Genomic DNA, 24,414 nt, shown 5'->3' with positions numbered 1-24,414 from the left:
AGGAGGCGATTATGATGGACAAAAATAAAGCAGTATTGGTAGAAGACAACGGAAAACAACTGAAGTATAAACTGAATGATAGAACCAATCAATCATCCGCAAACAAGGAATTAGCGGCTACGCTGGACGACTCCGATGACGCTGAAGATTCTGTTCCTGTTATTACAGGTCTAAATAAGCCGAAAAAAACCCATAATAAGAAGCAACATAGATTCCATTACTTAAAACCGATTTTAATTGCTGTTACATCAGCAATCATAATCGGTTCTATTCTCGGATTAGGCATGTTGCGCTTATTTGTAGATGTGGAAGGAGATGTTACTGGACAAGCACCAAATAATAATAACCCGTCAACAGTAACTGAAAAAAACGAGGCGGCATCAGATGGTGTTATAGTTCAGCTTGACCCTTTAGAGGCACATATTTTGCAGGCTGGCATTTTTTCGGAAAAAGAAAATGCTGAGCAGTGGTCTGATAATTATGCAGCAGAAGGTATACCAACAATAACCTGGGAGCGGGATAATCAGTATTTTCTTATTGCGGGGGTGGCAAATACAAAAGAAGATGCTAAATTTCTTGCAGATGAATTAAAAAAGAACGGTTCCGTTGACTTGTATGTAAAGGAATGGGCTACAATAAACGGTGATTTGGAGCTTACTGCAGATGAAGAAAACTGGTTAGTTCAATTTCAGGCTGAATGGCGTGATTCATTAAAGAACTTAAGTGAACAGAACACTTTTTCAACTGAAATCTGGAGTGATCTGTTGGCAGCAAAACCCGATCAGACAGAAAAATTATCTTCACTTTTATCATCAATAAGTAATTCTGTGGATAATGCAAATCACCTACAGCTTTTGCAGTGGATGTATCATTATGAACAATTAGCCAAATAGATAGGGCTTTAAAACAGGTAATTATAAAATTACCTGTTTTTTAATTTTGTTATAAATGATTAGCTTTATAAATCAATTCTCTCTAGGAAACTATTGATTAGTTGATGCTAAAACACCCATCATAACGCCATTTCAGCAATTTGTTGACCTATCGTTAAGGGGGTATGATAGAAATACAAAAAGTGAAAGGAGAATAAAAATTGACAATACCAACCATTGCGATTAGGGATGTACCTAAGGAGGATCGTCCTCGTGAAAGACTATTGAAACTGGGACCGTCACACTTATCCAATCAAGAAATACTTGCAATTCTAATTGGAAGTGGTACTAAAGATGAATCGGTTATGTCGGTTGCAAATCTAATCTTAATGCATTTTGAGGGGTTAAAACTTTTAAGGGAAGCTACCATTGAGGAACTGACTGCTGTAAAGGGGATTGGAACAGCAAAAGGATTGTTGATTCTATCAGCAATCGAACTTGGAAAACGAATGAATGAATACAAACCAAATGAAAAATATGTTATTAGGTCTCCAGAAGATGGTGCGGATTATGTCATGGAAGAAATGAGGAATTTAAACCAGGAACACTTTGTCGTATTGTTTCTAAATACAAAAAACCAGATTATTCATAGGCAAACGATTTTTATCGGTAGCCTTAACGCCTCTATCGTCCACCCCAGAGAAGTCTACCGCGAGGCAGTGAAACGATCAGCAGCATCAATTATTGTCGCGCATAATCATCCCTCAGGTGACCCTGCACCTTCCCAGGAAGATATCCATGTGACAAGAAGATTAGTTGAATCGGGTAAGATGATTGGAATTGAAATGTTGGATCATTTAATAATTGGTGACAGAAAGTTTGTTTCTTTAAAGGAAAAAGGATATTTATAAATTACTATCTATTTTAGAAGATTTTTCGTATAATTATATAAGAACTGATAGCCTAGCGCCATTTTTCGATTCATAATAGAAAGTGGCGCTTATTCTGATTTTAATTTTGGCGGAATAGTTTACATATTTCAGTTTAGATGCAATAATTAATGATTGTTTGCGACTTATATAATTAACGAGTAGCGTAAAACTACATAAAGTGCGAATTGTTTAATGGAAAGGGAGATATTATTGGGGATTTTTAACTTTTCACAAGATTTAGGGATTGATTTAGGGACTGCCAACACACTTGTTTTTACGAAAGGGAAAGGTATAGTTGTACGTGAACCTTCTGTTGTGGCAAAAAATACGCAAACAGGTGAAATTGAGGCAGTAGGTAGCGAAGCGAGGAACATGATCGGACGCACCCCCGGAAATATTTCTGTTATACGACCTATGAAAGACGGTGTTATTGCTGACTATGAAACCACAGCTGTCATGATGAAATACTATATGAAACAAGCCATGAAAAAACGTTCCTTTTTCGCGAAAAAGCCCTATGTGATGATTTGTGTACCTTCAGGAATTACGATGGTTGAAGAACGCGCCGTGATTGATGCTACCAAACAAGCAGGAGCAAGCGATGCTTTTCCGATTGCAGAACCCTTTGCAGCTGCGATTGGAGCTGGCCTGCCTGTTTGGGAACCGACAGGTAGTATGATTGTAGACATTGGTGGGGGAACAACGGAAGTGGCTGTTATTTCATTAGGTGGTGTGGTAACAAGTGAATCCATCCGCCTAGCTGGTGATAAAATGGATGATTCAATCATTAATTTTATTCGAAAACATTATAGTCTGTTGATTGGAGAACGATCCGCAGAGTCGGTTAAAATGGATCTCGGTGCTGCAAGACAAGCAAATTCCGACGAAGAAATGGATATTCGTGGACGGGATCTTTTAACAGGGTTACCGAAAACTATTACAATTACAGCAAATGAAATTTCCACTTCCCTTGATGAGACAGTAGATGCGATTGTTAATGCAGTGAAAACTACACTGGAAAAAACACCGCCAGAATTAGCAGCGGATATTATGGATCGTGGTATTGTATTATCAGGTGGGGGTGCCTTGCTGAAAAATTTGGATCAAGTTGTAAGCGATGAAACAAAAATCCCTGTGTTTGTGGCAGAAAATCCATTGGAAAGTGTAGCAATCGGGACAGGTAAATCCCTGGAATATATACAACAATTCCGTTCAAGTCCCAATGTTTCATCACGTCCTTTAAATTAATAAGTAGGTGTTTTTATGCATTTTTTTCGTAATAAAAGATTATTTATTCTACTGATTGGCTTTATCGTATTGGTAGCTTTAATAGGTTTTTCATTAAAAGATAGAGAAAACTTAACAGCCGTTGAAAAATTTGTGAATGACACTGTTGGATGGACACAGAATGTCATTCACACACCCGTTACCTTTATCACAGATATTGTGACAAATGTAAAAGATTTCAAAAACACATATGAAGAGAACCAGCTGCTGAATGAACAACTATCCCAATACAAGAGTCTCATTTATGAAGTACAGGATATTAAAGAGGAAAATGAAGAACTTAATGATTTGCTTGGTATTACGGAAACAGTCAGAGATTACGATCCAATCCAGGCTACTGTTGTATCCAGGTCACCAGAACGATGGGTGGAACAAGTGACCATTAATAAAGGGGAGCAGGATGGTGTCCGTTCCAATATGATTGTCATTACTGCAGAAGGAATGGTTGGAAAAATTAAAAGTACATCTGAATTCACTTCTAATGTACAGCTTCTGACTGGTTTTGACCAATACAACCGGATCTCGGCAACCATATCACGAGAAGAACGTGATATATTCGGTATGATTGAAGGCTTTGACCAAGAATCTAACTCGCTACTCTTCAGGATTATTGAAGAGTCAGATAAAGATCTGGAAGAAGGAGAATTGGTTGTCTCTTCTGAACTTGGTGGAGAATTCCCAAAAGGATTGGCTATCGGAACAGTCAAGGAAGTAGTATCGGATCAATATGGCCTGACACGTATTGCGATGGTTGAGCCTGCCGCAGATATATATGATTTGCGGAATGTAATCGTTGTTGATCGTGCTCTTACTGAAACTGAAGAAAGCAATACTGAGGAGGAAGAGGAGTAATGAAACGTTTATTTTTCCCTCTCATCCTTTTTCTGTTAACCATTCTGGAAGGTGCGGCATTAGAATTGTTGCCATCTAATCTTGTGATGGGTAACCTAATGATCGTACCACATTGGGTGTTTGCCTTTTTAGTATACATGGCTATTTTTTATGATAAAGATTATACATACTACTCTATTGGTTATGCATTGCTTTTTGGTCTGCTTATTGATGTTGTATATACAGGGGTACTTGGTGTGTATATGTTTTCCTATGGATTAGCCATTTATATTGTTCATGGTTTAAAGAAAATCTTACAAGGGAACTTTTATGTAGTAGTGTTATTGGGAACTGTTGGTGTACTCTTGGCAGATCTTTTTATATACTTGATTTATACTTCGGTAGGAATTGTGGACATGGTTTTTCAAGATTATACACTCGGCCGCATGTTGCCGACTATTTTGTCAAATATCGTATTTATATTACTTTTATATCCTTTTTGTGCCAAACGGCTTGCTAGGTGGCAATGGGAACAACTGTCTGGGAAAAGTACGCTGTGAAGATACGTTCATGGTGTACCTACATAAAAGCGTTAGGTCAATTTAATGAGGTGAACTTGCTGTGCAAGACAAAAAACAGATAATTACAATAAAAGGAACAAGAGAGGGACTTAGTTTATTTATTGAAGAATCGGCAACATATCGTGATGCAATGAAAGAACTTCATGAAAAAATGATGGCAAGCAAACCAAGAAGAGATGAACCAATCGTTTCTGTAAAAGTTAAATTAGGGAATAGGTATTTAACGGAAGAACAAGAAAACGAATTAAGAAGGGTTGTCAGTGTGGACAATCGTTTTAAAATAGATTCGATTGAATCAGAGCTTATTAGAATAGAAGATGCATTGAAATGGCAAGAAGATAGTGAGATAAAAGCAGTTAATCAAATTGTAAGATCTGGTCAGGTACTGGAAATCAAGGGTGATCTTCTATTAATTGGAGATGTGAATCCCGGTGGAAAAGTTATCTCCACCGGAAATATTTATATTCTCGGAAATTTATTTGGAATTGCACATGCAGGTTTTGAAGGAGATCATGATTCTTTCATAGTAGCCTCATATATGAAACCAACACAGCTTCGTATTGCAGATTACATAAGTCGTGCACCTGATTATGAATCGGATGGCGTTTATATGGAATGTGGGTTTATAGATGGGCAACAGGATAAAATTATTATCGATTCGTTAAAGGTTCTTTCACGCAAACGTAGGGAAATAAGCGGATTTGAAAGGAGAATGAATAATGGGTGAAGCAATTGTTATTACTTCTGGAAAAGGTGGCGTCGGTAAAACAACGACATCTGCAAATATTGGAACCGCTTTGGCACTGATGGATAAAAAAGTATGTTTGATTGATACGGATATTGGTTTGAGAAATCTTGATGTCGTGATGGGTCTGGAAAATAGAATCATATACGATATTGTAGATGTTATTCAAGGACGCTGTAAATTAAAACAAGCACTCATTAAAGATAAGCGGTTCGATTATTTAGCTTTGCTACCTGCAGCACAAACGAGTGATAAAACGGCGGTAACAACCGATGGAATGAGGGAAATTGTTGCTGAATTGAAACAAGAGTATGATTATATTATTATTGATTGTCCAGCTGGAATTGAGCAAGGGTTTCAGAATGCAATATCTGGAGCAGATAGAGCAATCGTTGTAACAACCCCGGAGAAATCAAGTGTGCGTGATGCAGATCGGATTGTAGGTTTACTGGAAAAGGAAGAGATGAAAGAGTCTCCTAGATTAGTAATCAATCGTATCCGAAACCATATGATGAAAAATGGTGATATGATTGATGTTGATGATATTGTACAGTTACTATCCATTGATTTAATCGGTATTGTTGTTGATGATGATGAAGTGATTAAAGCATCCAATAAAGGAGAGCCAATTGCACTCACCCCAAATTCAAAGGCTTCCATTGCATACCGAAATATTGCTAGAAGAATATTAGGTGAAACTGTTCCATTACAATCACTTGAAGATGATAAAGGTGTACTGAAAAGATTGAAAAGATTTATTGGTATGCGTGCATAACATTAAAAAACTGTAATTATCACCTTAAGATGTAACGAAATTCTCATTTTGTTACGTCTTTTTGTTCATACATTATTCCTAGTGTACATATATATGTACAAACAAACTAAAGGAATGTGAGGAAAATGGACAAAGATATTAGGAAAATTCGAAAGTCTATTGAACAGCGTAAAAAAGATCGTGGAGTAAATCCAGTAAAGGGAAGTATTAAACAACCACTTCCACCCTTTCCTGAAATTGAAGAGAAACATGGTTATTATCCAGTATTTGAAGGTAGTGGTAAACCAAGAGAACGTAATAAGAAAAAGGCAGTTACAGGAATCGTTGTAAAGGGTGTGTTGTCTGTGATGCTTTTCTTAGGGACAGCATTGATTTGGCAAACAGATTCTGACTTTCTCCATAAGCCTAAGGAATGGACAAGCCAGGTTTTAACGAATGAATTTCCTTTTGCAAAAGTAAATGTTTGGTATAAAGAAACATTTGGCCAGCCATTATCCCTTTCGCCAAATTCGATTGCACAATTGGATCATAATCAGGAAATTGCGCTTCCTGTCACAGGAAACATCACGGAAACGTTTCAGGCAAATGGAACAGGGATAATGATTAGTCCTGGTGATACTGCAAACGTATCGTCTATCCGTGAAGGAGTAGTCATTTTTGCAGGAAATGATAAAATAACAAATAAAACTGTAACTGTTCAACATTCAGATGGTTCCGTTTCCAACTATGGAAACCTCAGCACTATCGATGTCCATCTATATCAATTTATCTCGGGGAATCAACTATTAGGAAGCTTTGTTCCGAGTGTAGAAAATGAAACTGTGTATTTTTCTATAACAAAAGATAATGATTATATTGATCCTGTCCAGGTGATTCCAGTTGATGAACCCAATTAATTATTTGCCAAGCATACACATCCATCCTGTACTATATATATTCATTATTATTTCCTTTCTTACAGGTACATTTTTAGAACTATTTATTATTTTTTCACTCGTTTTGTTTCATGAGATGGGACATTTTGCAGCTGCCAAATTTCTGAAATGGAGAATAAAGAATATTGTGCTTTGGGTTTTTGGTGGGGTAATGGACACGGATGAACATGGGAATAAACCAATAAAAGAAGAAGTACTTGTTACCATTGCTGGACCATTTCAGCATTTTATCATTTACTTCTTTTGCTTTTTAGCAGAAACGTTTCAAATACTGCCTGTATCCGTATTGGAACTGGTTCTTTACTATAATACGGTATTACTTATTTTTAATTTAATTCCTATATGGCCATTAGATGGTGGGAAGCTACTTCTATTATTCGTTTCATCCTACTTCCCATATAAGAAATCCTATCATTTTACAATTCTATTTTCGATGATTACCATTCTTTGTATCCTTTGCATCCAACTCTTGTATTTTCCTTTTACATTAAGTACCTTTTTTATCTGGATATTTCTTTTTATGGAAAACAGGGCAGACTGGAAACAACGCTTCTATGTATTTATGCGCTTTCTATTAAAAAGGTATGACGGTGAGTCTACGATTAATGGTGTGGTTCCGCTCCGCGTCTCATCAGACAGTACATTTTTAGAAGTTTTTTCACTGTTCAGAAGAGAGAAGAAGCATCCAATCTACATCATTTATCCTGAAAATGAGCGTAAAGCAGTAGATGAGAATGACTGTCTGCAAAACTTTTTTTATCAAAAGGACTATAATCAAACAATTGGGGAAACATTTTTTTATAAATAGTTATTAGAAAACTTGGTTGTCACCAAACTTTTATGTGACAACCTTAGTTGCACATATGCAGTAAGAAAGTATTTATACTTTCTAAACTGCTAAAAAAAAATCATGCTTGACAGTTTATGAGAAAACATGATATTATTAATCCGTTATTCATCGTAGCACCCGTGCTACAACCGCGCAGAACAGGTTTTAAACTTTTCGGGGTACCTGTATGGCGAGTCTGAGTCTATTAAGGAGGTGCAAGTATGTACGCAATTATTGAAACAGGCGGTAAACAAGTTAAAGTTGTTGAAGGTCAAGAAATTTATGTAGAAAAAGTGACTGCAGAAGCTAGTGAATCTGTAACATTTGACAAAGTGCTTTTCGTTGGTGGAGATGATGTTAAAGTTGGTGCTCCATACGTTGATGGTGCTACTGTTACTGCTAAAGTTGAAAAACAAGGCCGTCAGAAAAAAATTACAGTTTTCAAATACAAACGCAGAAAAAACTATCATCGTACACAAGGCCATCGTCAGCCATATACGAAATTAGTGATTGATAAAATCAATGCATAAAGGTTTTGGATTATGATTCAGGTAACTGTATATCGATTAGAAACTCAAATTACATCATTTGAATTATCTGGACATGCAGATAGTGGCCCATATGGCTATGATCTTGTATGTGCAGGCGTATCCGCTGTATCAATTGGTGCGATTAATGCAGTGATGGAATTATGTGAAACAAACCTGGAGATTGAACAAGGCGGAGATGGTGGCTATTTATCTGTAAAGTTGCCAGATCATATTCAATCTGAAACAATGGCTGAAGTACAGCTTTTGTTTGAGGGAATGCTTATATCATTAAAATCCATTGAACTTGAATATAGCGAATTTATTAAAATAAAAAATAAATAAGGAGGTGTAGTCCATGATACGTCTTGATTTGCAATTTTTTGCAACTAAAAAAGGTGCAGGTAGTACAAAAAACGGTCGTGATTCTGAATCCAAACGTCTTGGTTCAAAACGTGCCGATGGTCAGTTTGTAACTGGAGGTTCTATTTTATATCGCCAACGCGGTACTAAAATCTATCCGGGTGAAAATGTTGGTCGCGGTGGAGATGACACACTTTTCTCTAAAATTGATGGTGTTGTGAAATTCGAACGCTATGGTAGAGATCGTAAAAAAGTAAGTGTATACCCAGTTGCACAAGAAGCATAATAAATTTTATAAAAACTCCAGCCAACTCGTTGGCTGGAGTTTTTATATGGAATTAATATTTGACGAACAAAATCTACTCATGCACTTCGGATCTTAGCTTATGTAGCGTTACTGAACAGTCGCTTCCGCTTTTGATTAATTTCTGCTATAATTTGGAGCATGATGGGGTGGATCGTAATGGATGAGTATATTATTCGTGTTCTGCAGCATTATCGCCATGATTTAATGAATCGACTGCAGATAGTACAAGGTTATTTAAGTATGGGAAAGGCCAATCAAGCAGAAGAAAAACTTAGTGAAGTTGTAGACTTTTACAAAGAAGAACGTAAATTAATGGATTTGAATGTGCCTTCTTTTATGCTCTGGATTCTTGAATTCAATACTACATTTAAAAATTTCCGGTTAACATATAATATTCATGCAGAGTATAAAAGTATGCATATTTCGGATTCTATATTAGTAGGACAGTGCCAGGAAATTATGGAGCTCTGTATGGAAGAACTGGATCCGCAAGTTCTTTATGAAGTAAAGCTCGAATTAAATGAAATACCAAGCTTGTCTTTGGTCACAGTTAATCTTTCCATTGAGGGCGATACTCAAATAGAACAAATTATTTCGGGTAATATGAAATATAGAAATGTAAATAAGGAAATTGACATCGAGAGTACAAACAATGGTTTAATCTTTAGTTTTTCGGTACCATGTCAATAATGAGGTGAAATGAATGTTTGTAGATCAGGTCAGTGTATATGTGAAAGCTGGTGACGGGGGTAATGGTCTCGTTGCCTATAGAAGAGAGAAATATATTCCCTTTGGTGGTCCTGCTGGTGGGGATGGCGGAAATGGCGCAGATGTAATATTTAAAGTGGATGAAGGGCTAAATACCTTGATGGATCTTCGTTATAACCGTCATTATAAAGGGCAACGTGGAGAAAATGGGATGAGTAAAACCCAACACGGAAAAAATGCTTCGCCTTTAATAGTTTCCGTTCCCCCTGGGACGACCGTTTTCGATGAAGATTCCGGTGAAGTAATTGCAGATTTATTAGTACATGAACAGCAAGCTGTTATTTCTAAAGGAGGCAGAGGCGGTCGCGGAAATACTCGTTTCGCTACACCTAATAATCCTGCACCAGATATAGCAGAGAATGGTGAACCAGGTCAGGAGAAAAATATAAAAGTGGAACTGAAGCTGATTGCAGATGTGGGTCTCGTTGGATTCCCAAGTGTCGGTAAGTCAACCTTCATTTCTGTAGTGAGCGCAGCGAAACCTAAAATCGCCGATTATCACTTTACAACATTATCTCCTAACCTTGGTGTTGTTGATACAAGTGATCAACGAAGTTTTGTGATGGCGGATCTTCCAGGTTTAATTGAGGGTGCATCAGAAGGTGTTGGTCTTGGACATCAATTTCTGCGTCATGTTGAACGTACAAGGGTAATTGTTCATGTTATTGACATGGCAAGTATAGAAGGCCGGGATCCATATGATGATTATGTGAAGATCAACAAAGAACTTATGGACTATGATGAAACTTTAATGAAACGTCCTCAAATTATTGCAGCTAATAAGATGGACATGCCTAGTGCAAAAGAAAATCTGGAACTATTCAAGGAGCAACTTGATGAAGAGCACCCAGTGTATGAAATATCTGCACTTACAAAAGAAGGGTTGCGAGAAATTCTTTTTGCCATAGCAGATGCATTGGATTCTATTCCGAAAATAACGACTGAATTAGATGATACAGATGAAACGGTCGTATACCGTTATCAAAAAGAAGAAGCACCATTTCAGATTTCAAGGGATCCAGACGGTGCATATGTACTGTATGGTCAAAAGATTGAGAAACTTTTCAAAATGACTGATTTTCAACACGATCAGGCATCCCAGCGTTTTGCTAGGCAAATGCGTGGGATGGGTGTAGATAAAGCACTAAGAGAACGAGGAGCAAAAGATGGGGATACGATTCGTCTGCTGCAATATGAATTTGAATTTATTGAATAGATAAATGATGAGGGAGAGGGAAAGTTTTGATTACTATTGGTTATTTAGGTCCAAAGGGGACTTTCACAAAACTTGCAGTTGACACTGCTTTCAATCAAGAAATGACAAAAGGATTTAAAACAATTCCAGAATGTATTGATGCTGTTGACAAAGGGGATATTGATATTGGGGTTGTTCCTTTAGAAAACGCAATAGAAGGTACGGTCCAATTGACTGTGGATTATCTCGTTCACCGAGTAAGAATTCCAGTTGCAGCTGAAATCGTAGTTCCCATACAGCAGCATTTGCTTGTAAGAGCTGACTTTTCTGGTGAGCTATCAGATATTGCAGAAGTACACTCACATAGTCATGCAATCGCACAGTGCCACCAGTACTTACATCAGCATTTAGAAGATAGTAAAATGGTTTTCTCCTCATCTACTGGGAAAGCGGCAGAATATATAAGTGAGAGTAAAGAACCAATCGCAGCAATCGGAAACACAGTCGCTGCCGAGGAATATGGTTTACGGATATTGAAGGAAAATATTCATGACTATCCGAACAACCATACACGTTTTCTCGTATTAACGAAGAACAAAGATTCTGTTGTGATAAATCATCCGGTTCTGCTGGAAAAAACAACTGTACTGATTTCATTACCAAGTGATCAGGCTGGTGCATTGCATCAAATATTATCTGCATTCGCATGGAGAAAAATGAATTTATCTAAAATAGAATCTCGTCCAACGAAAACTGGTTTAGGAAATTACTTCTTCATTATCGACGTGGACCAGTCATATGATGATGTGTTATTCCCAGGAGTTAAGGCGGAGCTGGAATCACTAGGATGTAAAGTGACCATTCTTGGAACATATCCTGTATATCATTTGAATATCTAGGTACTTGATTATGGTTAGAATGGCGGTTACTCGTCTGCCGAAAAGAATTGAGGCTGCACACTGCTCCCGTCTGGGAACGCTCTGGGCGGATGCCTAAGTAAATTGTTTCCATTATTAGTATTACAGATCAAGATTAAATAGAAGTTATGTCGCAGTTTATAGACTTTGTGGCAAAAACAACAATTATTTAGAAGAGACAAGTAGTGTGCAGTGCAATCTTCTAGAAAACAACCAATATTTAACAATAAACCGTCCATGGCGTAAAAGCTTAATGGGCGGTTTTCTCTCTTCCTTTTCTAGTCCACCAGAAGAGATTTTAAAAATGGTGGGCAACTTTTTTTCTTTCTATGCATATGCTGATATAGAGTAATTAGCCCAGAATTTTATGCAATGAAAGGAGCATGAATCACTTTGAAAATACACATTGTTCAAAAAGGGGATACGTTGTGGGAAATCTCTAAAATGTATGGAGTAGATTTTGAAGAACTAAAAGCAATGAATACACAGCTATCAAGTCCTGATATGATTATGCCAGGAATGAAAATTAAAGTGCCAGGTTCGTCTAAAGCTGTTAAAAAAGAAACCATTGCAAAAAAGGAAACAAAGAAGGAAACCGTCAAGCCATATAAGGATACTTCACCAAAGCCTATCGCAGCAATTCAAGAAGATGATCATAAAGTCCAGAAACCTGTAACACCGGAAATGCCGGTTCCTGCTATGCCGCAAATGCCGATTTTGGATCAGGATATTAACCAATATACAACAATAAACTTCCCGCAGATGCCACAAATGAAACCGCACCCTGTCAAAGAGGAGAAAAAGGAAGTAAAGAAAGAATACAAACCACAGCCAGTTAAACAAAAACCGATTCATCAACCAATTCAACCATTACAGCCAATACAGCATGCTCCAGTACATGAGCCGCCAATTCATCATCAGCCAATGATGCAGCCTTCATATGCTCCAATGGTACCTGTATGCTGTCATCATTTTCAGCCACCATGTTGCCAACCGATGCCGATGCCATGCCATCATTCTTCAAATCATTTTGGCGGACAGATGGCACCAGCATTTGCGCCACCTGTAGAGAAACCAAAACCTGATTGTGGATGTGGGGGAGGTCAAATGATTCCATATCCAAATCAGCAAATGGACCCATATCCAAGTCAGCAGATGAACCAATATCCAAGTCAGCAGATGAACCAATATCCAAGTCAGCAAATGGACCCATATCCAAGTCAGCAGATGAACCAATATCCAAATCAGCAAATGGACCCATATCCAAGTCAGCAGATGAACCAATATCCAAATCAGCAAATGGACCCATATCCAAGTCAGCAGATGAACCAATATCCAAATCAGCAGATGAACCAATATCCAAATCAGCAAATGGAATCAAATACACATATGAGGCCAGAAGGAATGCCAGAGCTGTCTAGTGGGGGTGGGATGTATCCATCGCAGTTTGGAAATATGCAAGAGGATGGAGATTTTTATCCAAATCCACCATCATTACCAAATTTTAGGGAATTAAGCACAGATAATGGTGATGACAAACAAGATGAATAATTGAACAAAAGAGGCGAATTAACCCGTCTCTTTTTTTTTGTGGTTTTATTTAAGTTGTTTTAACCCTCAAGACACATTTTTTTTTGAATAAGGGGTAAACAATGTTAGAATTAAAAATAAATCGCAATAACTGGAGGAAAGATTTAAATGGAAAAGGAAGTAAACGCAATCGTTGATTGGCTGCAGAATCAAGTACAACAGGCAAACGTGGATGGCTTGCTTGTCGGTGTAAGTGGAGGACTTGATTCTGCAGTAGTTGCCAATTTAATTAAACAGGCATGTCCCGATAACTCTCTTGGTGTGATGATGCCAATTAATACATCTGAGGCAAATATGGTTGATGCAAAAAATGTAATTGAAAAGTCTGGAATTGAATCGATGATCGTTGACCTCACGGATACACATCAAATTATGTATAATCAAATTCAAACTGGCTTAAAAGAAAAAAATGAATTAAATGAAACGAATGACCGTCTTGCGGGTGCAAACTTAAGGGCAAGACTTCGTATGAGCACATTATATACATTGGCCACTAATTATAATTATATGGTTGTAGGAACAGATAATGCTTCTGAATGGTATACGGGTTACTTTACTAAATATGGTGATGGTGGTGTGGATATACTGCCTCTCGTTGAATATACAAAAACAGAAGTCAGAGAAATGGCCAAGTATCTCGAAGTTCCCGAACAAATTGTTTCTAAGAAACCAAGTGCTGATCTATGGGATAATCAAACAGATGAAGCGGAAATGGGTGTTTCTTACAATACAATAGATGCATATCTAAAAGGAAATGAAATTGCTGAGAAAGACAAAGAGATTATTGAGAATCTCCATCGCCGCTCTGCGCATAAGCGGAATGCACTGCCACAGTATAACAGAAATTGATTTATTACCTTAATTTAACTGTGTATTTAGACCTCCTCTATACAAACTATGTATAAAGGAGGTTTAATTTATGCTGAAAAACTTAATGCTTTTCATTTTTATGATTTTTGTTATGGCTGCTTGTAACGGGGGAGAACAGGAAACATCGGAACAGCCTAACGGTGGCGCTGTACAGCCAATGCACTTTGATGAGAAAACAAGGGATATCTATGATAGGCAAGGTCCTTCAATTGGAGAACAAGGCGGTTATCCACAAAGTAAACAAAGAGGGGTCAATTCATCTGATTTCAGCGAGTATTCGGATGCTTTTACCAATGAGGAATCGATTCGTATTATGGAGGAACTGGTAAAGCAAAAGGATATTATTCAAGCACAGGTTGCATCAACAGATGATCGCATTATTGTGGCAGTCATGCTTCGTGAGAATTTAGACCGAGAAATCGCGGATGATATTGAAGCGGAAGTGAAGGAAATAGTTCCTGCGAGCGACAAAGAGGTCATTGTCTATACAGATGATGTGCAATGGGATCGCATGAAAAATTTTGATTCCAGGATACAATCTGAAGACATGGATGAAGATACAACTAACTTTATGGAGGAATTTTTTCATATGAATTAAAAGAGCCGAGGAGCTAAAAGGTTATCCCTTTTCCCAAATTGTATTTTTTGATATAGTTAATGAAGAATTGCTTGAGAGGAGGACCACTAATGGCTGGTCATTCTAAGTGGAAAAATATACAGAAAAGAAAAAATGCACAGGATGCCAAAAAAGGTAAAATCTTTATGCGGCATGCTAAAGATATATATATTGCAGCAAAACAAGGTGGGGATGACCTTGGCACGAATGCAGCACTCCGGGCTGCAGTGGAAAAGGCAAAAGCTGATAATATGCCAAATGATAATATTGACAGAAATATTAAGAAGGCAACAGGTACGCTAGATGGTGCGACATATGAGGAAATCACGTATGAAGGTTATGGTCCAGGTGGTGTAGCTGTTATCGTTCATGTCTTAACAGATAATAAAAATAGAACTGCTGCCGACATTAGACATGCTTTTAAAAAAAATGGTGGAAACCTTGGGGAAAATGGCAGTGTATCCTTTATGTTTAATCGTAAGGGTTATATCGTCATTGAAAATGCTGATGGCTCCACTGATGAAGATACGATTACATTAGATGCACTCGAAGCTGGTGTTGAGGATATAGTAAACCAGGAAGATGCATATGAACTTTATACAGAGCCTGATAACTTTCAGGAGGCAGTTGATCATCTAACAGCTAATGGATATGAAATCGCTGATGGAGAGGTAACACTCATACCACAAAACTATAATCAGCTCAGTGAAGAAGATGAAGAAAAAATGATGAATTTAATTGATACATTGGAAGAAAGTGAAGATGTACAGGACATCCATCATAATTTAGAAGAATCTAACTAAAATGTCACATAAACTTCTATTCTTTAGCAAGGAATAGAAGTTTATTATTTGCTGTAAAGAAATATATCCATATTTCTTTCTGTAACAGGCATCCACTTACCAATAGCGAATGCCAAGTTTTGTAAAATTTATATCTATGTTAAAATAAGTGAAGGAATGATTGCATGATAGCATATATTAAAGGTCATCTAGTAACGATACAGGATGATTCCGTTATTGTTGATGTGCATGGTGTTGGATATGAACTTTTATGCCCAAATCCCTTTGCCTTTCAATCATCATTAAATAAAGAGATACTAATTAATACATATCACTACGTTCGTGAAGATCATCAAGTTCTATACGGGTTTAAAAATGAAGATGAAAAGTATTTATTTAAAAAGTTGATTTCAGTTTCGGGAATTGGTCCAAAAGGTGCCTTGGCAATTCTCTCTGGGGTTGAGATAGCAGGCTTTGTTTCTGCAATTGAACAGGAAGATGATAAATTTCTTACTAGTTTTCCTGGTGTCGGTAAGAAGACAGCGAGACAGATTATTCTTGACCTTAAAGGGAAATTGACGAATGTATTCTCAATAAGTACAGACACAGAGCAAGAATCCTCAGGTAGTGAATTAAATTCTTCCGAAGCTTTCAAAGAGGCCGAAGAGGCACTTAAAGCATTAGGATATACAGATCGAGAAGTTAAAAATATTATGCCAATGCTGAAAAAGGAAAATATTTCCAATACAGATGAAATTATTCGGAAAGCATTAGGGTTGCTTGTTAGAAATTAGGATAGGGGTGACAGCTAATGGAAGAGCGCATGGTAACTGGTGAATTACAGGAGGATGATACAACGATTGAACTAAGTCTTCGTCCGACAAGACTTCATCAATATATTGGCCAGCACAAGGTGAAAGATAATCTCAGCATTTTTATTCAAGCAGCAAAAATGCGCGAAGAACCGCTGGACCATGTATTGCTATATGGACCACCTGGGTTGGGTAAAACAACCCTGGCAGCAATCATAGCAAATGAGATGGGCGTTAATTTCAGATCTACATCTGGTCCGGTCATCGAACGTGCTGGAGATCTTGCTGCTATCTTGTCATCCCTTGAGCCTGGTGACGTTTTGTTTATCGATGAGGTACACCGTTTGCCGAGGTCAGTAGAAGAAGTGCTCTATCCTGCAATGGAGGACTTCTTCATCGATATTGTTATCGGAACCGGACCAAGTGCTAGATCGGTAAGAATTGATTTACCACCTTTTACACTTGTCGGTGCAACGACAAGGGCAGGCCTTTTGACTGCACCACTACGGGATAGATTTGGTGTACTTAGCAGACTGGAGTTTTATGAGGTGAATGATCTATGCTCGATTGTGGAAAGAACTGCAGAAATCTTTGATACAAGTATAACAGAAGAGGCTGCAATAGAAGTTGCGCGCAGGTCAAGGGGAACCCCGAGAATTGCAAATAGATTGCTGAAGCGAATCCGTGATATTTCCCAAGTTAAAGGGGAAACCGAAATTAGTTTGGAAACAACGGATATAGCTCTAGAAATGCTCCAAGTAGATGATGCTGGTTTAGATCACATTGATCATAAAATTTTAAGAGGAATGATTGATGGGTTCCAGGGTGGCCCGGTTGGTCTTGATACGATTGCTGCGACAATTGGTGAGGAATCTCAAACGATTGAAGATGTATATGAGCCATATCTTCTGCAAATCGGTTTTATTCAGCGAACGCCAAGAGGAAGGATTGTAACACCAAAAGCATATCAGCATTTTGGAGTAAAAAGGCATGGGGAGTAATGAATATGGGTAAGCTTTTTATTATACTGGGTATTGTATTTCTCATTATTGGTTTCATATGGACGTTTATTGGGAAAATACCTGGTGATCTTACTTTTAAAAAGGGAAACGTTACCTTTTATTTTCCGATTATGACTTCGATCATTGTCAGTATAATACTCTCGCTGCTATATTTTATTTTTGGAAGATTTTTTCGTTAAGTTATAGATAGGAGATTCATCATCATGAATATTGAGGATTTTAATTTTAATTTACCAGATGAGCTTATTGCTCAAACCCCATTAAAAGATCGGACAGCATCCAGATTACTTGTCTTGGATAGACAGACAAAAGAAGTGGATCATCATCATTTCTCGGATTTAAAGAGTTATTTGAAAAAGGGCGATTGTCTTGTGTTGAATGACACGCGTGTACTACCTGCAAGGTTATATGGGATAAAAGCTGATACGGCTGCAAAAATAGAAGTATTATTACTCCATCAAGAAGAGGAGGATACATGGGAAGTTCTTACAAAACCAGCGAAAAAGGTGAAAATTGGAACCGAACTCCTCTTTGGTGATGGCAAATTAAAAGCGATTTGTAAAGGACATAAAGAACATGGTGGTCGCATATTAAAGTTTTCCTATGAAGGAATTTTTTATGAAGTATTGGATGAACTCGGGGAAATGCCATTACCGCCATATATTAAAGAACAACTTCCTGAAAAAGAACGTTATCAAACCGTTTTCGCTAAAGAAGAGGGTTCTGCGGCAGCACCAACGGCAGGTTTACACTTCACGACGCAACTTCTGGAAGAAATAAAAGAAATGGGAGTAACGATTTCTTTTATTACATTGCACGTGGGATTGGGAACATTCCGACCTGTCAGTGTAGATGATATCGATGAACATAAGATGCATTCCGAATTTTACCATATGACAGAGGAAACCGCAGAGTCATTAAATAATGTGAAAAAAGCTGGAGGCAGAATTATTTCTGTTGGGACAACATCGACAAGGACATTGGAGACAATAGCCAGGGACAACGATGGCAAGTTTATAGAAAGTAGAGGGTGGACCGATATCTTTATATTTCCACCATATCAATTTAAAGCAATTGACGGTTTAATTACAAATTTCCATTTACCAAAATCAACATTAATCATGCTTGTTAGTGCTTTGGTGGATAGAGATGCTATAATAGATGCGTATAATGAGGCAGTAAGAGAAAAATATCGTTTCTTCAGTTTTGGCGATGCGATGTTAATTTTATAAAAGAGGTAAGAATACTATGACACCAATAACATATGAATTAATAAAGACAGATAAACAGACAGGTGCAAGACTCGGACGAGTCCATACACCACATGGTTCATTTGACACACCTACATTTATGCCTGTGGGAACACTTGCTACCGTGAAAACGATGAGTCCAGAAGAACTACATCAAATGGATGCCAAAATAATTTTATCTAACACCTATCATTTATGGTTGCGTCCGGGAGAAGATATTATCCGCGAAGCAGGCGGTCTCCATAAGTTTATGAACTGGGATGGCGCCATCCTTACTGACTCTGGTGGTTTTCAGGTTTTCAGTTTAAGTGATATGCGAGAAATAAAAGAAGAGGGAGTTCATTTTCGTAACCATTTGAATGGGGATAAGTTATTCTTGTCACCGGAAAAGGCGATGCAAATACAAAATGCACTCGGGTCAGATATTATGATGGCATTTGATGAATGTCCTCCATACCCTGCCACATATGATTATATGAAGTCATCGGTCGAGAGGACTTCCCGTTGGGCGGAGCGTTGCCTAGAGGCTCATGAACGAAAAGATGTACAGGGGTTATTTGGAATTATTCAGGGTGGTGAGTATGAAGACCTTAGAAAACAAAGTGCACAGGATCTTATATCCTTAGACTTTCCTGGTTATGCCATTGGTGGACTTTCAGTAGGTGAACCAAAAGATATTATGAATCGCGTCTTAGAATCAACCACCCCATTAATGCCGGCAAATAAACCTCGTTATCTGATGGGAGTAGGTTCTCCAGATTCATTAATTGATGGTGCCATTCGCGGTATTGATATGTTTGATTGCGTTCTGCCAACAAGGATTGCACGTAATGGTACATGCATGACATCTAGTGGTAGACTTGTTGTAAGAAATGCAAAGTATGCAAGAGATTTCGGTCCAATTGATGAGAATTGTGACTGCCATGTATGTAAAAATTATACAAGAGCATATATCCGCCACTTAGTAAAATGCAATGAAACATTTGGATTCAGACTTACGACTTATCATAACCTTCATTTTCTGTTAAAATTAATGGAGCAAGTCCGAACTGCTATAAAAGAAGATCGGCTTGGTGACTTCAAAGAATTATTCTTTGAGCAATATGGTTTGAATAAACCGAACCCAAAGAACTTTTAAAAATAAAGGTGTGTGTTCAAAAGCGAGGATAAAATGCCAATAAATTCAATTTGTCATTTTATCCAACCTTTTGAACTAGCTATAGGAAAAGGGGTGAAACAATATGGATATGTTAGTATCATTACTACCTATCATTTTGATGTTTGTTATTTTTTATTTCTTGCTTATTCGTCCGCAACAAAAGCGTCAGAAGAATGTAAGAGAAATGCAGACAAATTTGCAAAAGGGCGATGACGTCGTAACAATTGGTGGCCTGCACGCTAAAGTCCATGCACTTGATGAAGCTTCAATCGTTCTTATTACAGGTGATGGCGCAAAACTTACGTACGACCGTTCTGCAGTACGTGAAGTTAAACAAATATAAAAATGTATCCGGGAAATAAGCTGAGGGATCAGAACTTTGGCTTATCCAGGTACTTGTTTTATGTATATACATACATAGAAAAATTTGCAATTAAATCACGGTAAGAAAACATGAAGAAGAAGCTAATACATAGGTATTAGCTTTTTTTCATGTTTCTATCAAACTCTACTCAGCTGGCGTACCTACTAAATTGACGCCGATTATTCCGCCAAGCAGTGCTGCTGCTAAGTAGGCTAGATGGTATAGGGATTGTTCAAGTGAAAAGCCTTGTTGGTAACCGAGGTATTGAATTAGAAAAATGATGAGAGAGAATCCAATCCCAATAGTACCTCCAACCATCCAACCATTTGCTTTTCCTTTCATGCCAGCTGTAACTCCTCCAATGAACAATGCTAATAATCCAATAATTAATGTTGCCCATTGCAGCCCCGATTCGCCAAATGAGGTGAAATTCAGGATTAATGCTAATACAAAACTGGATATTAGGATGATACCGAAGACTACAATCCAACCGAACAATAATGCAGTAAACTGAATTCTATGCATTTTTTCCCCCCTAATGTTTGTCCGTCTATCCTTATATTATTCAAGGGAAATTAATTTAGAATTAAATATTTGTATTTCCAGTGCATATAATCTATGGAAGTGATTTCTTTTGGGAGTTATTAAAATGTCTAAACTATCTTTTTACTGCACAAATGCAACCAAGATTTCTTATGAAAGAGGGGTAATATGGATGTAATTCTTGCGGGTATAATATTTGTTGTCAGTTATTTCTTTATTATGACTGAAAAAATAAATCGCGCAATTGCTGCACTTTCCGGTGGTATTTTATTATTACTCACGGGAATTTATTCAACACAGGAAGTATTTTTTCAGTATATCGACTGGAATACTATTGCATTATTGTTTGCGATGATGGTACTAATTTCAATTACGGAAAAAACAGGGCTGTTCACGTTTATCGCAATCCGATTTGCACAAAAGGTGCGTGGTAATCCAATGTACCTATTGATTGGGTCAGCTATTCTTACAGCAATCGGTTCCGCTTTTCTGGATAATGTTACAACCGTATTAATTTTTGTCCCGGTTATCCTTAAAATAACAAGACTATTAAATCTTCCAGCATTTCCTTATTTATTAACAATCATTTTCAGTTCGAATATAGGTGGTGCTGCAACATTAATTGGCGACCCCCCAAACATTATGATTGGACAGGCTGTGGAACATTTCACGTTTCTTTCTTTTATCCAGCACACAGCTCCAGTAGCTGTTATCATGTTTACTATATTAATAACATTCACTGTTATTATTTTTAACGGCAGTTTATCAAAAATCAAACCAAATATAGAAGAATTATCAGCGATTGACGCCAGTAAAACGATAACCAAATCACCATTATTATATAAATCTGTTACAGTACTGCTGATGACTTTAACCGGCTTCTTATTACACTCGATGCTGAATATTGAAATGACGACCATCGCACTTACAGGAGCGATTTTACTTTTGTTATTAACGGAAAGTGATTTGAATACGGAAGAAATCCTTTCCAAAGTGGAATGGGTAACATTGTTCTTTTTTATCGGTTTATTTGCAATTGTAGGTGGATTACAGCAAGTAGGAGTCATTGATGAAATGGCTAGGATGATTGTTGTGTCAACAGAAGGAGATTATGTCAAAACGACACTGCTAATTCTCTGGGTTTCAGGATTATTTTCCGGGTTTATTGATAATATACCATTTGTTGCTGCCATGATACCTGTGATACATGAATTTGAATCCTATGGAATGGTTTATTTGGATCCAATCTGGTGGGCATTGGCAATTGGGGCTTGTATGGGAGGGAATCTTACTCTAGTGGGAGCATCTGCAAATGTCGTTGTTGCTGGCATGGCAGAAGCTGACAATCAGAAGATATCTTTCATTCGCTTTATGAAGTATGGAATACCAATCGTTTTGATATCCTTAGTGGTGTCAACCATTTACATTTATATTCGTTATCTAATTCCTTATATGGGACAAGGGTAAAAAAATGACACATGGAAAAATTCCAAGTGTCATTTTTTTCGATTGAAAAACGGAAGTTGGTTTAATTCTTCTTTAGTTATAAATTTAAGTGCAAACAGAAGGAACAGGTAAAACATTAAAAGAACGATTAACACGAACAAAAACAGCAATAAGTTCGCTTCCATACTTTCCAAAATATTTTTAAGGAAACTTCCTGCAACCCAGGAAAGTGCTAGCAAGAGTATCATTTTAAGTGTATCTGCGAATGGGATAGTATAGCCAATCGTTTTACGTAGAACAGCTAAATGAAGCAATGTAACGACAACTACACTTGAACTAATGGCAATTGCTACACCCATAATTCCAAAGTTTGGGTTCGATGCAAGCGCAAGTAAAACAATTGATTTAAGTGTGACGCCAATTAAACTATTCCACATTGCTGGCCTGGCAAGATCAAGGGCCTGAAGCGTTGCCTGTAATGGCGCCTGAATATAAAGCAAAAGAAAGAACGGTGCCATTAAAACAAGATAGTGACTTGCATTGCCTGTTCCATACATATATGTGAGCAACTGAACGGAAAAAAGGGAGAGAACAACAGTCGAAATTGCTCCAGAAGCAAAGGATATGCGAATTGATTGATGTATACGGTAATGTATTATTTTTCTGTTTTTATTTGCTTCCGCTTCGGAAATAGAAGGAACGAGGGCTACCGCAAGCGAATGTGTAATAAAAGTAGGAAGATATAATAATGGTATAACATATCCTGTCAGCTCTCCATATTGTTTCGTTGCAAGTGAACTTGCAACACCTGCAAGGGCGAGACTTTGAAAAATTAAAATTGGGTCGAGGAAATTGGAAATGGAACCAATCATCCTGCTCCCAAGGCTTGGTAGTGCAATGGAGAATAGTTCCTTTGCAACAGCTTGACCAGATCTAAAGTATGCAAAAAAACGGTTTCTTAGTTTTAATGTTTTTTTCCTTTTGAATACATAAATCATATACATCAAGGAAATAAATTCACCAAGTATCACGCTAAACATTGCGCCTGCAGCAGCATATTCAACCCCATATGGAAGTAAAAGATTGACAAAGAAAGCGACACAGGCAATTCTTACAATCTGTTCGATAACTTGGGCATAACTTTGCGGCTTCATATTCTGCTTGCCTTGAAAGTACCCCCTAATGACTGCTGAAACCGCTGCAATCGGAATAATTGGACTAATCGCGAGGAGCGGTAACATAGATCTACTATCAGTTAATAAAGTAGTCGAAAGATATGGTGCCCCTATTGCCAATAAAACGGTGAATAAAATACTGGAACTCAATGTAATGGCTAACGAAACGATAATAATTTTTTTAATCTTAGCCTGGTCATTCACAGCATCCGCTTCAGCAACTCGCTTTGATATGGCAACAGGCAATCCAAGCTGTGTTAACGTCATAACCAGAAAAAGGGTTGGCAGTGCCATCATATAAAGACCGACACCTTCTTCTCCCATCATTCTTGCTACGACAATTCGATTGATAAAACCCATAAAGCGGGTAATCATTCCTGCAATAATTAAAACTATAGCACCCTGCAAAAATGTTTGTTTGGTCATTTTTTGTCGACCTGCCTTCTCAAATAATTAAATTTCATATACAATGATATATATGCTAAAAGGTGTACAAAGCATGACAAGCTAAAAGTATATGATAGAAATTGGTGGGATAACATGGAAATCAAGCAGACCGTTAGCGAATGGAAACAAATGATCATACCGGCTCTTACAAGTAAAGCTGAAGAGTTGAGAATGATGGGGTATTCCCAGGCAACCCCTGAGGATGTATGGACCTGCCTTGTCAAAAAGGTTTGGAAAGGAGAACCGGAGAAGCGGATTCACGAGATTGTGCAGGACGTATTTCATCTTGCTTCCAATACCTATTTAAGCTATTTGACGATGAGTTCCTATCAGAACGATAATTTGATGGCTTCGATTGCAGCATTAACTGGAGAGAAAGAAAAATAGAATTTAACGTTTGATTTAGGGAAGGCGACAAATTAGAAGCAAGGTGTTTCATTTGATGGTTTTCCTGAATAACCCCTTATAATTAGA

The 24,414-nt window shown here is 37.5% G+C and carries 29 protein-coding genes and 1 other annotated feature; of the genes, 27 read left to right on the top strand and 2 right to left on the bottom strand.

All coding sequences use genetic code 11. From position 1 onward, the window contains the following. The first annotated feature begins 14 nt into the window (after positions 1-14). From BV906_RS02075 to yajC, 25 genes are all read left to right on the top strand, one after another. Positions 15-893, top strand: coding sequence for an SPOR domain-containing protein (locus tag BV906_RS02075; RefSeq protein WP_176330243.1), 879 nt, complete (start codon positions 15-17; stop codon positions 891-893). Positions 894-1,093: 200 nt separating this feature from the next. Then, the gene (radC, locus tag BV906_RS02070; protein ID WP_087971808.1) at positions 1,094-1,783 is read left to right on the top strand and encodes a RadC family protein; all 690 of its coding nucleotides are present in this window, start codon (positions 1,094-1,096) and stop codon (positions 1,781-1,783) included. 231 nt (positions 1,784-2,014) lie between these two features. Continuing rightward, positions 2,015-3,052, top strand: a complete 1,038-nt coding sequence (locus BV906_RS02065; RefSeq protein ID WP_087971807.1) for a rod shape-determining protein — start codon at positions 2,015-2,017, stop codon at positions 3,050-3,052. 15 nt (positions 3,053-3,067) lie between these two features. Then, positions 3,068-3,943 carry a rod shape-determining protein MreC gene (gene mreC, locus BV906_RS02060; RefSeq protein ID WP_087971806.1) on the top strand — a complete coding sequence of 292 codons (876 nt, stop codon included), beginning with the start codon at positions 3,068-3,070 and terminating at the stop codon, positions 3,941-3,943. Next, the gene (mreD, locus tag BV906_RS02055) at positions 3,943-4,482 is read left to right on the top strand and encodes a rod shape-determining protein MreD (protein WP_087971805.1); all 540 of its coding nucleotides are present in this window, start codon (positions 3,943-3,945) and stop codon (positions 4,480-4,482) included. Before mreC ends, mreD begins: the two co-directional genes overlap by 1 nt. 61 nt (positions 4,483-4,543) lie before the next feature. Then, positions 4,544-5,230 carry a septum site-determining protein MinC gene (minC, locus tag BV906_RS02050; RefSeq protein WP_087971804.1) on the top strand — a complete coding sequence of 229 codons (687 nt, stop codon included), beginning with the start codon at positions 4,544-4,546 and terminating at the stop codon, positions 5,228-5,230. Next, positions 5,223-6,023: a septum site-determining protein MinD gene (gene minD / locus BV906_RS02045; protein ID WP_087971803.1), complete on the top strand. Its 801-nt coding sequence runs from the start codon at positions 5,223-5,225 to the stop codon at positions 6,021-6,023. Before minC ends, minD begins: the two co-directional genes overlap by 8 nt. 125 nt (positions 6,024-6,148) lie before the next feature. Then, complete coding sequence (locus tag BV906_RS02040) at positions 6,149-6,919, top strand: M23 family metallopeptidase (protein WP_087971802.1); 771 nt, start codon at positions 6,149-6,151, stop codon at positions 6,917-6,919. Next, positions 6,906-7,766: a M50 family metallopeptidase gene (locus tag BV906_RS02035; RefSeq protein WP_087971801.1), complete on the top strand. Its 861-nt coding sequence runs from the start codon at positions 6,906-6,908 to the stop codon at positions 7,764-7,766. The genes BV906_RS02040 and BV906_RS02035 overlap by 14 nt, the downstream gene beginning before the upstream one ends. Positions 7,767-7,924: 158 nt before the next feature. After that, positions 7,925-7,995 (top strand) — a sequence feature (ribosomal protein L21 leader region). Between the two features lie 13 nt (positions 7,996-8,008). Then, positions 8,009-8,317, top strand: coding sequence for a 50S ribosomal protein L21 (gene rplU, locus BV906_RS02030; RefSeq protein ID WP_087971800.1), 309 nt, complete (start codon positions 8,009-8,011; stop codon positions 8,315-8,317). Between the two features lie 12 nt (positions 8,318-8,329). Then, positions 8,330-8,659: a ribosomal-processing cysteine protease Prp gene (locus BV906_RS02025; protein ID WP_087971799.1), complete on the top strand. Its 330-nt coding sequence runs from the start codon at positions 8,330-8,332 to the stop codon at positions 8,657-8,659. Positions 8,660-8,672: 13 nt separating this feature from the next. Then, positions 8,673-8,963 (top strand): 50S ribosomal protein L27, encoded by a 291-nt coding sequence (gene rpmA / locus BV906_RS02020; protein ID WP_087971798.1) that lies wholly within the window; start codon positions 8,673-8,675, stop codon positions 8,961-8,963. 177 nt (positions 8,964-9,140) lie between these two features. Further along, positions 9,141-9,674: a Spo0B domain-containing protein gene (locus BV906_RS02015; RefSeq protein ID WP_176330242.1), complete on the top strand. Its 534-nt coding sequence runs from the start codon at positions 9,141-9,143 to the stop codon at positions 9,672-9,674. A gap of 13 nt (positions 9,675-9,687) precedes the next feature. Next, a complete protein-coding gene (gene obgE / locus BV906_RS02010; RefSeq protein WP_087971796.1) occupies positions 9,688-10,968 on the top strand; it encodes a GTPase ObgE in 1,281 nt (426 codons plus the stop codon). A gap of 26 nt (positions 10,969-10,994) precedes the next feature. Beyond that, positions 10,995-11,846, top strand: coding sequence for a prephenate dehydratase (gene pheA / locus BV906_RS02005; RefSeq protein ID WP_176330241.1), 852 nt, complete (start codon positions 10,995-10,997; stop codon positions 11,844-11,846). Positions 11,847-12,257: 411 nt separating this feature from the next. Next, entirely contained in the window at positions 12,258-13,415 is a 1,158-nt protein-coding gene (gene safA, locus BV906_RS02000) for a SafA/ExsA family spore coat assembly protein (RefSeq protein WP_087971795.1), read from the top strand. 147 nt (positions 13,416-13,562) lie between these two features. After that, positions 13,563-14,303 (top strand): NAD(+) synthase, encoded by a 741-nt coding sequence (gene nadE, locus BV906_RS01995; RefSeq protein ID WP_087971794.1) that lies wholly within the window; start codon positions 13,563-13,565, stop codon positions 14,301-14,303. Between the two features lie 70 nt (positions 14,304-14,373). Further along, positions 14,374-14,922 (top strand): YhcN/YlaJ family sporulation lipoprotein, encoded by a 549-nt coding sequence (locus tag BV906_RS01990; RefSeq protein ID WP_087971793.1) that lies wholly within the window; start codon positions 14,374-14,376, stop codon positions 14,920-14,922. 89 nt (positions 14,923-15,011) lie between these two features. After that, on the top strand, positions 15,012-15,743 hold the full coding sequence (locus tag BV906_RS01985; protein WP_087971792.1) for a YebC/PmpR family DNA-binding transcriptional regulator: 732 nt from the start codon (positions 15,012-15,014) through the stop codon (positions 15,741-15,743). Between the two features lie 164 nt (positions 15,744-15,907). Then, a complete protein-coding gene (gene ruvA / locus BV906_RS01980; protein WP_087971791.1) occupies positions 15,908-16,516 on the top strand; it encodes a Holliday junction branch migration protein RuvA in 609 nt (202 codons plus the stop codon). A 17-nt stretch (positions 16,517-16,533) separates the two neighbouring features. Beyond that, a complete protein-coding gene (gene ruvB / locus BV906_RS01975; protein ID WP_087971790.1) occupies positions 16,534-17,535 on the top strand; it encodes a Holliday junction branch migration DNA helicase RuvB in 1,002 nt (333 codons plus the stop codon). A gap of 5 nt (positions 17,536-17,540) precedes the next feature. Then, positions 17,541-17,735 carry a DUF2905 domain-containing protein gene (locus BV906_RS01970; protein ID WP_087971789.1) on the top strand — a complete coding sequence of 65 codons (195 nt, stop codon included), beginning with the start codon at positions 17,541-17,543 and terminating at the stop codon, positions 17,733-17,735. 24 nt (positions 17,736-17,759) lie between these two features. Continuing rightward, positions 17,760-18,788 (top strand): tRNA preQ1(34) S-adenosylmethionine ribosyltransferase-isomerase QueA, encoded by a 1,029-nt coding sequence (gene queA / locus BV906_RS01965; RefSeq protein ID WP_087971788.1) that lies wholly within the window; start codon positions 17,760-17,762, stop codon positions 18,786-18,788. A gap of 16 nt (positions 18,789-18,804) precedes the next feature. Then, positions 18,805-19,944: a tRNA guanosine(34) transglycosylase Tgt gene (tgt, locus tag BV906_RS01960; RefSeq protein ID WP_087971787.1), complete on the top strand. Its 1,140-nt coding sequence runs from the start codon at positions 18,805-18,807 to the stop codon at positions 19,942-19,944. Between the two features lie 103 nt (positions 19,945-20,047). Continuing rightward, positions 20,048-20,308 (top strand): preprotein translocase subunit YajC, encoded by a 261-nt coding sequence (gene yajC / locus BV906_RS01955; RefSeq protein ID WP_087971786.1) that lies wholly within the window; start codon positions 20,048-20,050, stop codon positions 20,306-20,308. 165 nt (positions 20,309-20,473) lie between these two features. On the opposite strand, the gene BV906_RS01950 is transcribed toward yajC, so the two are convergent. Beyond that, a complete protein-coding gene (locus tag BV906_RS01950; protein WP_087971785.1) occupies positions 20,474-20,854 on the bottom strand; it encodes a TIGR04086 family membrane protein in 381 nt (126 codons plus the stop codon). 186 nt (positions 20,855-21,040) lie between these two features. Here BV906_RS01950 and BV906_RS01945 point away from each other — a divergent pair, with 186 nt between their 5' ends. Then, a complete protein-coding gene (locus BV906_RS01945; RefSeq protein WP_087971784.1) occupies positions 21,041-22,339 on the top strand; it encodes an ArsB/NhaD family transporter in 1,299 nt (432 codons plus the stop codon). A 29-nt stretch (positions 22,340-22,368) separates the two neighbouring features. On the opposite strand, the gene spoVB is transcribed toward BV906_RS01945, so the two are convergent. Further along, complete coding sequence (spoVB, locus tag BV906_RS01940) at positions 22,369-23,919, bottom strand: stage V sporulation protein B (protein ID WP_087971783.1); 1,551 nt, start codon at positions 23,917-23,919, stop codon at positions 22,369-22,371. A gap of 114 nt (positions 23,920-24,033) precedes the next feature. On the opposite strand from spoVB, the gene BV906_RS01935 reads away from it, so the two are divergent. After that, positions 24,034-24,327, top strand: a complete 294-nt coding sequence (locus tag BV906_RS01935; protein ID WP_087971782.1) for a post-transcriptional regulator — start codon at positions 24,034-24,036, stop codon at positions 24,325-24,327. Positions 24,328-24,414 lie beyond the last annotated feature (87 nt).

The organism is Oceanobacillus rekensis (assembly GCF_002153375.1).
Taxonomy (GTDB): Bacteria; Bacillota; Bacilli; order Bacillales; family Amphibacillaceae; genus Oceanobacillus; species Oceanobacillus rekensis.
The sequence above is the reverse complement of the archived record's forward strand: the minus strand, read 5'-3'. Positions and strand labels throughout refer to the sequence as shown.

Coding starts and splice junctions, on each gene's coding strand:
- ruvA (WP_087971791.1), top strand. CDS start 15,908: ATGATAGCATATATTAAAGGTCATCTAGTAACGATACAGGATGATTCC.
- BV906_RS01985 (WP_087971792.1), top strand. CDS start 15,012: ATGGCTGGTCATTCTAAGTGGAAAAATATACAGAAAAGAAAAAATGCA.
- ruvB (WP_087971790.1), top strand. CDS start 16,534: ATGGAAGAGCGCATGGTAACTGGTGAATTACAGGAGGATGATACAACG.
- obgE (WP_087971796.1), top strand. CDS start 9,688: ATGTTTGTAGATCAGGTCAGTGTATATGTGAAAGCTGGTGACGGGGGT.
- BV906_RS01950 (WP_087971785.1), bottom strand. CDS start 20,854: ATGCATAGAATTCAGTTTACTGCATTATTGTTCGGTTGGATTGTAGTC.
- yajC (WP_087971786.1), top strand. CDS start 20,048: ATGGATATGTTAGTATCATTACTACCTATCATTTTGATGTTTGTTATT.
- BV906_RS01945 (WP_087971784.1), top strand. CDS start 21,041: ATGGATGTAATTCTTGCGGGTATAATATTTGTTGTCAGTTATTTCTTT.
- BV906_RS02040 (WP_087971802.1), top strand. CDS start 6,149: ATGGACAAAGATATTAGGAAAATTCGAAAGTCTATTGAACAGCGTAAA.
- BV906_RS01990 (WP_087971793.1), top strand. CDS start 14,374: ATGCTGAAAAACTTAATGCTTTTCATTTTTATGATTTTTGTTATGGCT.
- nadE (WP_087971794.1), top strand. CDS start 13,563: ATGGAAAAGGAAGTAAACGCAATCGTTGATTGGCTGCAGAATCAAGTA.
- rpmA (WP_087971798.1), top strand. CDS start 8,673: ATGATACGTCTTGATTTGCAATTTTTTGCAACTAAAAAAGGTGCAGGT.
- mreD (WP_087971805.1), top strand. CDS start 3,943: ATGAAACGTTTATTTTTCCCTCTCATCCTTTTTCTGTTAACCATTCTG.
- BV906_RS02025 (WP_087971799.1), top strand. CDS start 8,330: ATGATTCAGGTAACTGTATATCGATTAGAAACTCAAATTACATCATTT.
- BV906_RS02035 (WP_087971801.1), top strand. CDS start 6,906: ATGAACCCAATTAATTATTTGCCAAGCATACACATCCATCCTGTACTA.
- spoVB (WP_087971783.1), bottom strand. CDS start 23,919: ATGACCAAACAAACATTTTTGCAGGGTGCTATAGTTTTAATTATTGCA.
- tgt (WP_087971787.1), top strand. CDS start 18,805: ATGACACCAATAACATATGAATTAATAAAGACAGATAAACAGACAGGT.
- rplU (WP_087971800.1), top strand. CDS start 8,009: ATGTACGCAATTATTGAAACAGGCGGTAAACAAGTTAAAGTTGTTGAA.
- queA (WP_087971788.1), top strand. CDS start 17,760: ATGAATATTGAGGATTTTAATTTTAATTTACCAGATGAGCTTATTGCT.
- minD (WP_087971803.1), top strand. CDS start 5,223: ATGGGTGAAGCAATTGTTATTACTTCTGGAAAAGGTGGCGTCGGTAAA.
- mreC (WP_087971806.1), top strand. CDS start 3,068: ATGCATTTTTTTCGTAATAAAAGATTATTTATTCTACTGATTGGCTTT.
- BV906_RS01935 (WP_087971782.1), top strand. CDS start 24,034: ATGGAAATCAAGCAGACCGTTAGCGAATGGAAACAAATGATCATACCG.
- BV906_RS01970 (WP_087971789.1), top strand. CDS start 17,541: ATGGGTAAGCTTTTTATTATACTGGGTATTGTATTTCTCATTATTGGT.
- BV906_RS02015 (WP_176330242.1), top strand. CDS start 9,141: ATGGATGAGTATATTATTCGTGTTCTGCAGCATTATCGCCATGATTTA.
- BV906_RS02075 (WP_176330243.1), top strand. CDS start 15: ATGGACAAAAATAAAGCAGTATTGGTAGAAGACAACGGAAAACAACTG.